This is a genomic window from Chryseobacterium sp. CG10_8 (assembly GCF_058117085.1).
In genome coordinates this window covers 75,250-86,188 of record NZ_JBYVEB010000004.1, presented here as the reverse complement: position 1 = coordinate 86,188, position 10,939 = coordinate 75,250, and the positions used below count along the sequence as shown (strand labels likewise).

At 34.2% G+C, this 10,939-nt stretch carries 13 protein-coding genes; 10 read left to right on the top strand and 3 right to left on the bottom strand.

Features of this window, described 5'->3' with window-relative positions:
• Positions 1-4: 4 nt before the first annotated feature.
• Positions 5-709 (bottom strand): class I SAM-dependent methyltransferase, encoded by a 705-nt coding sequence (locus AC4AGG_RS01705; protein WP_489770243.1) that lies wholly within the window; start codon positions 707-709, stop codon positions 5-7.
• Positions 710-958: 249 nt separating this feature from the next.
• Here AC4AGG_RS01705 and AC4AGG_RS01700 point away from each other — a divergent pair, with 249 nt between their 5' ends.
• Positions 959-1,516 (top strand): DUF4956 domain-containing protein, encoded by a 558-nt coding sequence (locus AC4AGG_RS01700; protein WP_489770242.1) that lies wholly within the window; start codon positions 959-961, stop codon positions 1,514-1,516.
• Here AC4AGG_RS01700 and AC4AGG_RS01695 read toward each other — a convergent pair.
• Together AC4AGG_RS01695 and AC4AGG_RS01690 are read right to left on the bottom strand one after the other, a co-directional pair.
• Positions 1,513-3,390 (bottom strand): PEP/pyruvate-binding domain-containing protein, encoded by a 1,878-nt coding sequence (locus AC4AGG_RS01695; protein ID WP_489770241.1) that lies wholly within the window; start codon positions 3,388-3,390, stop codon positions 1,513-1,515. The genes AC4AGG_RS01700 and AC4AGG_RS01695 overlap by 4 nt on opposite strands.
• A 179-nt stretch (positions 3,391-3,569) precedes the next feature.
• Entirely contained in the window at positions 3,570-3,983 is a 414-nt protein-coding gene (locus AC4AGG_RS01690; RefSeq protein ID WP_489770240.1) for a DUF1573 domain-containing protein, read from the bottom strand.
• A gap of 177 nt (positions 3,984-4,160) precedes the next feature.
• On the opposite strand from AC4AGG_RS01690, the gene AC4AGG_RS01685 reads away from it, so the two are divergent.
• The 9 genes from AC4AGG_RS01685 to AC4AGG_RS01645 all read left to right on the top strand — a co-directional run bounded on the left by AC4AGG_RS01685 (position 4,161) and on the right by AC4AGG_RS01645 (position 10,793).
• On the top strand, positions 4,161-5,423 hold the full coding sequence (locus AC4AGG_RS01685) for a sensor histidine kinase (protein WP_489770239.1): 1,263 nt from the start codon (positions 4,161-4,163) through the stop codon (positions 5,421-5,423).
• A gap of 2 nt (positions 5,424-5,425) precedes the next feature.
• Positions 5,426-6,109: a response regulator transcription factor gene (locus tag AC4AGG_RS01680; RefSeq protein WP_489770238.1), complete on the top strand. Its 684-nt coding sequence runs from the start codon at positions 5,426-5,428 to the stop codon at positions 6,107-6,109.
• Positions 6,110-6,281: 172 nt separating this feature from the next.
• Positions 6,282-6,554 carry a DUF2089 family protein gene (locus AC4AGG_RS01675; protein WP_489770237.1) on the top strand — a complete coding sequence of 91 codons (273 nt, stop codon included), beginning with the start codon at positions 6,282-6,284 and terminating at the stop codon, positions 6,552-6,554.
• Between the two features lie 10 nt (positions 6,555-6,564).
• Entirely contained in the window at positions 6,565-7,002 is a 438-nt protein-coding gene (locus AC4AGG_RS01670) for a PH domain-containing protein (RefSeq protein WP_489770236.1), read from the top strand.
• Between the two features lie 79 nt (positions 7,003-7,081).
• Positions 7,082-7,660, top strand: a complete 579-nt coding sequence (locus tag AC4AGG_RS01665; RefSeq protein ID WP_489770235.1) for a YIP1 family protein — start codon at positions 7,082-7,084, stop codon at positions 7,658-7,660.
• 2 nt (positions 7,661-7,662) lie between these two features.
• Complete coding sequence (locus AC4AGG_RS01660; RefSeq protein ID WP_489770234.1) at positions 7,663-8,016, top strand: SdpI family protein; 354 nt, start codon at positions 7,663-7,665, stop codon at positions 8,014-8,016.
• A 7-nt stretch (positions 8,017-8,023) separates the two neighbouring features.
• Positions 8,024-9,394: an alpha/beta hydrolase family protein gene (locus AC4AGG_RS01655; RefSeq protein WP_489770233.1), complete on the top strand. Its 1,371-nt coding sequence runs from the start codon at positions 8,024-8,026 to the stop codon at positions 9,392-9,394.
• A gap of 184 nt (positions 9,395-9,578) precedes the next feature.
• Positions 9,579-10,127, top strand: a complete 549-nt coding sequence (locus AC4AGG_RS01650; protein WP_489770232.1) for a hypothetical protein — start codon at positions 9,579-9,581, stop codon at positions 10,125-10,127.
• A 3-nt stretch (positions 10,128-10,130) separates the two neighbouring features.
• The gene (locus tag AC4AGG_RS01645; protein WP_489770231.1) at positions 10,131-10,793 is read left to right on the top strand and encodes an HAD family hydrolase; all 663 of its coding nucleotides are present in this window, start codon (positions 10,131-10,133) and stop codon (positions 10,791-10,793) included.
• The last annotated feature ends 146 nt before the right edge of the window (positions 10,794-10,939 follow it).

Here is a 10,939-nt window from a genome sequence, read left to right as displayed (position 1 = left end):
CAATTTATTTAAAGGTCAATTTAGCCAAATAAGAATCGTCTTCTTGAAGGATTTTTTCGATTTTAAAACCATTGTTTTCGGCTGCATTTTTCAAAGTATTAAAATCTAAATATAGCCATTTCGTCGGTTCTTCGGATTCGCCTTTGTAAAAAAGAAAATAGTCAAGTTCTCCGTAATAACCCTCTGCTGGGATATACACTCCGCCATCTTCATCACGGTCAAACATGTACAAAATATCGGTGCTATCAATCAAAATCTGTCCTTTTGGATTCAATAACTCAGCTAATTTTTTGAGGTAAATATCGATAACTTGAAGACTTTGAAAAATCCCCGTCCCATTCATCAATAGCAAAATGGTATCAAAATTTTCCTCTTCAAATTTTAGAATATCTTCGCAAATAGCTTTGTTAACACCTCTTTCTTTGCACACCTCAATAGCTTTAGGAGAAATATCCAAAGCGGTAACCTCCAAACCTTTTTTATTTTGCAAGTACAAACTATGCGAACCAGCTCCTGCTCCAATATCCAAAACTTTTCCTGAAGAAAGATTTAAAGCTTTTCTTTCGATTTTGTTCATTTCATCGAAGGAACGGAAAAGGTAAGACACAGGAAGTAAGTCCCGCTCAGAAATCGAAGTTTCGGTTTCTAAATCTTTGGGTGCGTTGTTATGGTAAAAATCCCAAATCGCCTTCCCCATCAAATCTTTCATAAAGTCAATTTTTTAAACGCATCAAAATTAAGCAATATTACTTGAATTTCATTTTATGATTTTTCCCTCAAAAACTTTCGTTCAAAACTGTATATTTGCTCTTTATTTTGCCTGCTGAATATTTGGGAAATATATTTTAAAAAGTGAAACTTCTCAATAGGATTTTCCCCAAAAATCTACTTGAAGAGCTGGAAAGAATCCCCAAATATCCAAAAGGTTTTATTGATTAAAAAAACACAAGAATTTTCGATGGAAACAACAGAACTTTTTGAGCGCTTGCTCATCCTTTGCATATCAATTTCTACACTCTATCTCCTTTCTAACCGAATGCGAAGTTTTCGCTTACATCCTTTGTTGAGTCTTATCAGCATTTGCACCTTTTTTATGTGTATTGTTTTTGTCAAGGCAGATTATAGTCTAGGAATAGGCTTTGGATTGTTTGCCGTTTTTTCGATTTTGAGATTCAGAACAGAGACATTCGGTATACAGACGATTGTTTTTCTCTTTGTTTCCATTACACTTTCTCTTTTGGATGGACTGTTACCTATAGAAAATCTTCCCGCATTATTGGGAATTAACCTTGCGGTCGTTTTAATCTATCTGTTTCTTAATTATCTTGACAAAAAAACACCTGCAACCACCGAGAAAAACACCTTTGAAGTTACCACAACATTGGATTTCCTTGCTCTAGATGATACAGGAAGACGTTCGCTTTTAGCCGAAAAAATGAAACTAAAAACGTTTAGCTATCAAATAAAAAGCGTAGACCTCAAACAAGATTTTGTTATTCTAAGGGTTTCTTATTAATTCATAAATGCTCTCGCCTGTTTGATGTAAAGTTCATTTTTGGGACCAACAATCTTGAATTCGACATCAAGAGGACGACTTTTTTTGGCCATTTTTCTTTTAATCCAAAGGCTATTCAATTTTCTTTCTAAGGTTGGAGAAATCTTGAAAAGTGTTTTGATTTGGGTCTCATCCAAAATCGGCTTACCCTTGTTAAGACTTGATGTAGAACGGTAATCCATAACAACCTCTCCAAAATTATTGAAATTATGGACGTAGAATTCGTCACAGGTAACGCCTGGTTCTGGCTTTACGACAGATTCTTCGCCAAGTTGAACATTGACAGTAATTCCTTCGTATTTATCACGATACAAATTCTCTGTAACCAAGACTCCATTGGCTTTTTCATCAGGAAAGGAACGGTGAACCAAGACTCCCATTGCACAACTTTCGTGGTCGATCCCAAACATCTGTCGCTCTGCAAATGCCCGATAATTCCAGAAGCTTGACCAAACTTCTAAAATCGCCTTTTCCGCAGTCTTTACAGAATCTCCAATCACCGCCGTTTTGGAATCATATAATCCAGCTCCGTTGAAGCCTTCCAAATCCTCTGCATTGGTAGAAGAACGGAATCTAAAATTCTTAAAATCACTTTGTTGACCTAGTTTTTCATTAACTTTCGCCAAAAGATCGAGATTGACTTTGGAGTTTTTAATGGACTTTCTCAAGTCTTTGAGTTTAGCCTCAAGAAGCTTCACAGAATCTTTCGGAACTGCATAGACTTCATCAATATGAGACCGGAATCCTTTCATGTGTTCATCATAATAATAAAACGGTATTGCGAACGCGTATTCTGGCGTTTTGAAGGATTTCATCTCCTTGGCAATGCTTTTTAATAAACCTAAATTGGTAGCTTTAGAACCAATGGAACTCACAATGTTTTGAGGAAGCTCTTGCTCCAAATCCACTAAGTCTTTCGTAGAAAGATTCTTTTCTAGATTGATTTTTGCTGGAGCCACCTTCGCTAAGATCTTCTTCTGAGTTGCTTTCAGGCTGTAATTATTCTCGTTAGTAACCAACTCAACCTTTTTCCCGATCAAACCATTGACCGACTCTTTATCCCAAATTTTAGTATCCACGTACACGGGAATATTTCTGTTTTTAGCTAGTAAAACCAAATGACTTAATGGTGTCTGAAGTTCGGTAACAATAATCCCTTTTACTTCTGGTATAAACTCTGGAGTGGTATTGATAATGACAATTTCGTCGGATTTAGCATTAAATGGCTGCTTGTTGACTAAATCATATTTTTTAAGAACACCTACAGTTGAAGATTTTTCGATGGATTGCTCTGTAATTCTACTGAAGATAAAGTCTGAAAACACACACGGAATCTTTAATTTACCATCTCTGTATAACGAAATGACATGTGGAGAATTAAGGTAAAATTTTAATTTTTCTTTGAAATAAACATGCTTTTTGACTTCACCAAAAAAGAAATTAATCAAAGTTGGATTCATATCATCAGACGCAGCCAATTCCATTACCCAATCATCGGTGTCTTGGAGATAATTAATGTTGGCTAACAAATATGCTCTGTTATTGGTTGGATTATAGCTTAAGTCGTTGAAATCACCTAATTCTCCTCTAAAACCCAAAACTTGGGAGCAAAAATCATAATGATAAGTATATATTTCACTTTGAAAAAAATATATCTTCTTCGCCGAATAGTCAAAAACCACTTTCACCGACCTCATATTGGTGAACTTATCTGCTAATGGTTTTCCAGATAGATTAATGAATTCTTGCTTCTTGGTAATCGAATGAATATAATTAGATTGTGCAAAAATTAAGCTTGTCCAAACGAAAAATAACAGAAAAAAAAGTCTCTTCATTACATGTGTTTTGTTGAACAAATGTAAATAATTATCAGAATTATCGTGCATCTCGTAGACTATAATTTTCTGTTTCCTAAAACCAATAAAAAAGCCTGTCGAATTGCTCCAACAGGCTTCCTAAAGATTAAAGTAAACACTTTCTATTTCACGACGACACGCGTGAGATATTTTCTTGATTATTTCTTAGCAACTACGCCTTTGAAGGTCAAAGTTGTTGGACTAGGATTATCACTTGTAGTAACAGTTACTGTTTTAGAAAAACCTCCTTCTGTAGCAGCATTGTATGTTGCGTTAACATATCCTTTCCCTTTTGGCTTAATAGCTGTAGTTGTATAATCAGCAGCTGTACATCCGCAAGAAGGCTTAACGTTGGTAATTAAAACTGGCTTATTTGTTTTGTTTACAAATTCAAACTTAATGGTTTTGGGAGTTCCTTGAGGAATTGTTCCTACATCGATAGTAGTAGCATTCCAAGCAACAAATTTGTCAACCAAACTATCAATAGTAGTTTTAACAGAAGTTGATGCAGTATAACTTACTGGCACTGCCGCCAACATTAACGTCAATAAGGAGATTTTTACAGCTTTCATAATTTATATTTTTAAAGATTAATATTTCTCAATAACTTTGATACAAATATAGAACAGTCTCGACATGGTCGTTGTTAAGCGGTTTCAAATCTTTGTTAATGAATTGTTAACAGACCTTCCTTAAGAAAAAAATTAAGTATTATTGCCTCATAAACACAATTAAATCACGCATTTCTGTTGAAAATTAACAAGCTCAATATTATTGTTCTACTTGGATTGGTTGCCACGGTCGGCATCTTGATTGCTCAATTATTTTGGACATTTCAGGCGTTCAGTTTGGAGAAGGAAAAATTCAATCAGAAAGTTCATATTGCTTTGCAGGAAGTAGCAAGAGAGATTTACAAAGAAAATGGTCACTCTTTTAGCTCCAAAGATTTAATCAAAAAAGTTTCTGACGATTACTACGTAGTTAATCTTAAAGATAATATTGATCCTCCAGTTTTAGAACATTACTTGAAGTCGGAGTTTAGCAAATTTAATATTATTACCGATTTCGAATATGCCATCTACAATTGTCAAAGTGACGATATGGTATATGGAAATTACATTTCGCTCAGTGATGATACTTCCACCAAAAAAGACAAAGACATCGAATTCAAAAAATATCAAGGTCTCGTCTATTATTTTGCCATCAGATTTCCCAACGAAAACACCTATCTCATTGGCTCTTTGCGGTTCTGGTTCGTACTTTCTGGAGCGTTGATGATTATCTTAATCATCTATGTATATTCCATTTACACTTTGATTCAGCAAAAAAAATATTCGGAGTTACAACGTGATTTTATTAATAACATGACGCATGAGTTCAAGACGCCTTTATCTTCGATTCTTTTGGCATCGGATTATCTCAGTAATCAAGATGTTATTAAAGCAGACCCAAAACTCAAAAATTACGCATCCATTATTAGTAATCAAGGAAAAAAGCTAAATAACCACATCGAAAAAATCCTCAATATTGCAAGAAGTGACCAAGAAGCTTTGGAAGTAAAACCCGTTGAACTCAATCTAAAAGAAGCTTTGGAGACCGTCATCGAAACCAATCTTATCAAGCACGAAAATCTTACCATCAATTTGAGCATTGACCCTAACGAAACTATATTAGCGGACGAATTTCATTTTTATAACATTGTCCAGAACCTTATTGACAATTCCATTAAGTACTGTGATGGCAATCCTTTGATTGAAATTACAAGTTCAAAAACTTCGAAAGGACTTCAACTAGACTTCAAAGACAATGGAATTGGAGTTCCACAAAAAAATCTTAATTTTATCTTTGACAGGTTTTACCGAGTTGCCAATAAAAAAAGCAACGAAGTAACGGGATTTGGACTTGGCCTTTATTATGTGAAAAAGATTGTTCAACAGCACCATTGGAAAATTTGGGCAAGCAACAACACACCGAAAGGGCTCACCATTTCAATTTTATTTCCTAAAAAATAAGCATGGAAAAACGTAGAATTTTGTACGCAGAAGACGATGAGACGATAGCTTTTCTTACCCAAGATAACTTGGAAGCTTTCTACGATGTTACCCATTGCAAAAATGGCGAAATCGCTCTGGAATGCTTTAAAAATGGTGATTACGACCTTTGCCTTTTTGATATTATGATGCCCAAAATGGATGGTTTTGAACTGGCTACCGAAATCAGAAAGCGCGACCAAAATATCCCCATCCTCTTTCTATCTGCAAAAACCCTGAAAGAAGACCGAATCAAAGGTCTTAAAATTGGTGCAGATGATTATCTGATAAAGCCTTTCAGCATCGAGGAATTGATACTAAAAATAGAAATTTTCCTAAAACGTTCTAGCAAAAGTAATTCTACTCCAACTGTTCCACTATTAACGGTCGGAAGTTTTGTTTTTGACACCCAAAACTATACGCTCACCAAAGGTAATGTGGTCACCAACCTTACGCAACGCGAATCCGAATTATTGCGATATTTTGTGGAAAACAAAAATTCGGTTCTCAAACGGGAAGACATCCTGAAAGCACTTTGGGGAGACGACGATTACTTTATGGGTAGAAGTCTCGACGTTTTCATTTCCCGCCTGCGCAAAATATTTTCAGAAGAAGAATCAATTTCAATCGATAATTTACACGGAATCGGTTTCAAACTGAGGATGTAACACCATTTTTCAATATTTATCTTTATTCACTTCCAGTGATGAGGAAGCACGTTTCTACTATTTTTTTTTAACTTTATTAAAAATTATTTTAACTTTATTAAAAAAATATTAGATTTGTTTATTATTTAGTTTGTTCAAATCTGAGAATAACAAAATTAAACAACAAAAAAAAATGAAGCTTCCTATCATCTGTCCTAGTTGCGAATCATCACTCAATGTGAGTCAGATGCGCTGTAATCATTGTAAAACGGAGGTCAATGGTAATTACGAACTTCCTTTATTTCTAAAATTATCCAGAGAGGAGCAAGATTTTATCCTTAATTTTTTTCTCACAAGCGGTAGTATCAAAGAAATGGCAAAACAAGCCGAGCTCTCCTATCCTACAATGAGAAATAAAGTCGATGACCTGATTGCAAAGATTAGGGAGTTGGAGATTGGAAATTAGATTATAAAAAATGAAAAAAAATATACCCGTAAAAATTGGTTGGGAATTATTGGCCATTGTTTTAATTGTAATGGCTTTTCCTATAGCTGGGGCAATAAATGGTGTTGCTTCGGGAAGTTTTGGTGAAAACAATGATTCTATTTGGGGACTAGTTATTCCACTTTTGGTATTGTGTTTTGTTCTTTTCTTATTTTTTTCAATTAAATATTCAATCGACGCTGACACTTTGTATATCAAAAATTCTTTTTTCGGGACGACCAAAATTAAGGTATCAGAAATCCGAAAAATCGAAAAAACTTGGAACCTTATTTCATCTCCCGCTCCTAGCCTTTCTGGTAGAGTTGAAATCTACTACAAAAACGCTAGTGTCGTCATTTCCCCAAAGAATTTTGATGAATTAAAAAATGATTTACTGAAAATAAATCCTAATATTGAGGTGAAAGAATGAGAGATGATTGAAGATAGGTGAGGGATGACTGATGACTAAAAAAATTAGAACTTAATTGAAAGATACAACACTTAAAAATATGAACTGGAAAATTATTTTTAATCCGTTTTCTAAATTTTCAGAAATATCATTACTTATTTTTGGAATTATTGTAACCCTTGCTGGATGCTTTATTAGCTATCATTTCGGAGTAATATTTGATGGCGTTTTCGATGTTCATATTCAAGAAATGAGCCTTGGAAAAAGTGCACTCACACTACTCATTGACCTCGCCTCTGTCGTTGTCCCACTTTTTATACTTGGAAAAATAATCAATCCCAAAACAAGATATATCGACATCTTTAATGCTGCCATGATTTCTAGATTCCCACTCTATATCATCGGAATCTTTACCAATAACGAAAAAATGAACACCATTGCAGACAAGTTGATAGAAGGAATTGAGAATCCAAACTTACCTCCATTAAGCACAGGCGAATTGGCCTTTCTTACGGCTTTTTCTGTCGTAGGATTAATTGCAGTTGCTTATATGATTGTGTTGTTGATCTATGGTTTCAAAACAGCAACCAATGTCAAAAAATGGCAACATTGGGTGTTTTTTGCAATCGCTTTAGTTCTGGCTGAAACTGTTTCAAAACTATTAATGTACGCGTTATAAATATGGTCTACATCGTCCAAAATTATTTGTTTATTTCTCTTTTGGTAGGCTCCATTTATTTGATTACAATTCTAATAACTTCGTTTTTCCCGCCAAAAGAAATCAATCATTTGTATGGATATAGAACCAAAAACTCAATGCTCAATCAAGAAACATGGGATTACGCCCAAAAGAAATCGGGCATCGAAGGGATTAAAGTGAGCATTGCAATGATTATTATTAGCGCATTCCCAAATTTCATTTCACTGACTGAAACTCAAAATATGATTATGGGACTGATCGTTTGTGCTACTGGAACCGCAGTCTTGATGTACAGAACCGAAAAAGCAATTAAAAGAAAATTCAATTTAAAATAGAAAAAATATGAAAACCAAATTACTCACCATCCTAGTCTTATTATTTTTTCAAAACATTTTTTCTCAAGAAATTTTAGGTTCATGGAAGGGAGAACTTGAGTTTCAGGGGACAAAATTACCTTTGGTTTTCCATGTTAAAAAAGTTTCAGAAGCCTACCAATCAACGATGGACAGCCCTGCACAAGGCGTAACAGGAATTCCTGTTGACGAAACTGTTTTTAGCAATGGTGAAATCTCGTTCAAAATTAATCAAGCCAACTTTCTGTATAAAGGAAAATTATTGAATCAAAAAATTGAGGGAACACTTACCCAAAACGGAATGTCTTTTCCAATAATTTTAACCAAAATGAAGGAAAATGAACAAGCTTTCCATCGACCTCAAACACCACAACCAAAGTTTCCCTACAACAACGAAGAAGTCTCTTTCAAAAATGAAACCGAAGGAAATTTGTTAGCAGGAACATTAACAACTCCATTTGATTTCTCCAAAAAATCACCCATTTTCGTCATGATTACGGGAAGTGGCGCACAAAACAGGAATTCTGAATTATTTGGACATCAACCATTTTTGGTTATTGCAGATGATTTAGCAAGAAAAGGAATTGCAACTTTGCGTATTGATGATAGGGGAATTGGTGGTTCGGAAGCAGGAAAGGATGACCCTAATTCGGTAGATTTTGCAGGTGATATTAACTCTGCAGTCAATTATTTGGTGAAAAAAGGATACAAAAATATTGGCTTAATTGGTCACTCAGAAGGTGGCCTGATTGCACCCATGGTCGCCAATCAAAACAAAAATGTTAAGTCGATGATTCTACTCGCAGCACAAGGAATACCAAGTGACCAACTCATGAAATTGCAGACCTACCATCTTTCGATATCAGCAGGTGCTTCTGAGGAAATGGCAAAGAAAAGCGCAGAGGAAAATGCCCAAATCTATACTTTTGTAAAGAACTATGAAGGAAAAAACTTCGCAGATGATTTCAATGTGTTTCTTACGAAATTAGGACAAAATCCCTTTTCACAGTACGCTTCAGAGGAAGTAAGAAGCCAAGCGTTAGCTTTTTGTAACAACAATTGGTTTCAATATTTCATCAAATACAATCCCGAAAACAATTTAAATAAAATCAAAATCCCAACGCTGGCTATTAATGGTAGTTTGGACGCTCAAGTTCCTCCGAAAGAGAACTTGGACGGAATCAAAAAATCGCTAGAAAAAGCTGGAAATAAAAATTTTAAAACCACAGAAATTCCCCAGCTTAATCACTTATTACAAACCGCTAACACAGGATCAGTACTAGAATACAGCCAAATTGAAGAAACGATTTCTCCGAAAGCTTTGGACGCCATATCTGAATGGATTTTAAAACTAAAATAATTAATTAATTAAAAAATACTTTTTCGAAAATGTTTAGTGATTTTCTCTAATTATTATAATAATCTCTACCTTATGCATATAGCTAAGAATTAGAATCGGTTTGGCGATGAAATTAACAACAGAAAAAAGATTCAATTATTCATCCCTTGCAAATTTTTTTAACTTTGTAAAAATTTAATTACAAATGAGGTGCTACTGCATTTTTTTTTCACTCTTATTCGGAATTTTATTATTTGCTCAAAAAGCGAACCACCCAAAAGTTAATTCTGATTATAACAAAGATTATTTTGCAAGTAGAAAATCATTTTTTGGAAAGCTAAGTTCTGCAGATACAAAAAGTATAATAAAAGAATTAGAAACTAATCTAAAAAAAGAAATACCAAGTGACAAATCTATACTCATAAACTTTTATCAATTTGGTGAAAATTGTACTTGCTACAAACCGACTAAGTCAAATAGGAAAATTTTAGATAATTGCATTAATCTTTCAGCATTAATAAGTAAAGATCATCAAGTCGTCGACTTTTTCGTTTATACCAATGACGCTTTACAAAAAGAACTTATTTCCGAAAGAGATAATTTCATTATAGATTCGGGATATTTTAAGAAGACGCTGTTTCCTCTCCAAAATCAATGTACAGCCTTTTTTATTCTCAAAACCAATGGAGACTATATGATTCATTATGGCTTCGATTACTATACAATTGCAAAAGAATTCTTAGAAAAAAAATAAAAAATGCCAATAAAAGCAGTCCTTTTTGATATGGATGGTGTCATTGTAGATACAGAACCATTGCATCGAAAAGCTTACTTCAAAATGTTCGACGATTTGGAAATCGAAGTTACAGAAGAATATTATGTGACTTTTACAGGTTCTTCCACGCAAAGCGTTATGGAACGGTTGAAAGAAAAATTCAAATTAAATCAATCCTGGCAAGAACTTGCAACCATTAAGAGAACCTACTTCAAGCATTATTTCGACAACGACCCCGATTTCGATTTGCTTCCAGGAGTCCGAATCTTGATAGAACATTATCACCAAAATGGAATCAAACTCGTGCTCGCATCATCTGCTCACATGAATACCATCAACTGGGTTTTTGAAAAATTTGGTTTAGAGCCTTATTTTATAGGAAAAATTTCTGGAGCTGACCTTAAAGAATCAAAACCTCACCCTGAAATTTTTATTCTAGCTTCAGAAATTGCAAAAGAACCAAAGGAAAATTGTATGGTTATCGAAGACTCCACCAACGGAATTCTTGCCGCATATTCTGCTGGAATTTTCTGTGCTGCCTACAAAAGTGAGCATTCAACTGGGCAAGATTATGGGAAAGCCAATATTGTGGTTTCAGAATTTTCTGATTTAGAAATCGAAAAAATTCAAAGCTACTTTAATTAAAAATTTAAAATAAACTCATTTGCTCTTTTTTTAAGCAATAAGGCATTGGATTAATTAAGAGAACACATTTAATAAATCGCTTACGTGTTCTTCATTAAAACAAACTTATTCATCACCAAGAAAAAACCCTTTTTGATGATTCAAAA

What these genes read in the sequence shown, in the direction of transcription:
- AC4AGG_RS01675 (WP_489770237.1), top strand. Translation starts at nt 6,282, where the DNA reads ATGAAGCTTCCTATCATCTGTCCTAGTTGCGAATCATCACTCAATGTG.
- AC4AGG_RS01655 (WP_489770233.1), top strand. Translation starts at nt 8,024, where the DNA reads ATGAAAACCAAATTACTCACCATCCTAGTCTTATTATTTTTTCAAAAC.
- AC4AGG_RS01700 (WP_489770242.1), top strand. Translation starts at nt 959, where the DNA reads ATGGAAACAACAGAACTTTTTGAGCGCTTGCTCATCCTTTGCATATCA.
- AC4AGG_RS01665 (WP_489770235.1), top strand. Translation starts at nt 7,082, where the DNA reads ATGAACTGGAAAATTATTTTTAATCCGTTTTCTAAATTTTCAGAAATA.
- AC4AGG_RS01680 (WP_489770238.1), top strand. Translation starts at nt 5,426, where the DNA reads ATGGAAAAACGTAGAATTTTGTACGCAGAAGACGATGAGACGATAGCT.
- AC4AGG_RS01695 (WP_489770241.1), bottom strand. Translation starts at nt 3,390, where the DNA reads ATGAAGAGACTTTTTTTTCTGTTATTTTTCGTTTGGACAAGCTTAATT.
- AC4AGG_RS01670 (WP_489770236.1), top strand. Translation starts at nt 6,565, where the DNA reads ATGAAAAAAAATATACCCGTAAAAATTGGTTGGGAATTATTGGCCATT.
- AC4AGG_RS01690 (WP_489770240.1), bottom strand. Translation starts at nt 3,983, where the DNA reads ATGAAAGCTGTAAAAATCTCCTTATTGACGTTAATGTTGGCGGCAGTG.
- AC4AGG_RS01645 (WP_489770231.1), top strand. Translation starts at nt 10,131, where the DNA reads ATGCCAATAAAAGCAGTCCTTTTTGATATGGATGGTGTCATTGTAGAT.
- AC4AGG_RS01705 (WP_489770243.1), bottom strand. Translation starts at nt 709, where the DNA reads ATGAAAGATTTGATGGGGAAGGCGATTTGGGATTTTTACCATAACAAC.
- AC4AGG_RS01650 (WP_489770232.1), top strand. Translation starts at nt 9,579, where the DNA reads ATGAGGTGCTACTGCATTTTTTTTTCACTCTTATTCGGAATTTTATTA.
- AC4AGG_RS01660 (WP_489770234.1), top strand. Translation starts at nt 7,663, where the DNA reads ATGGTCTACATCGTCCAAAATTATTTGTTTATTTCTCTTTTGGTAGGC.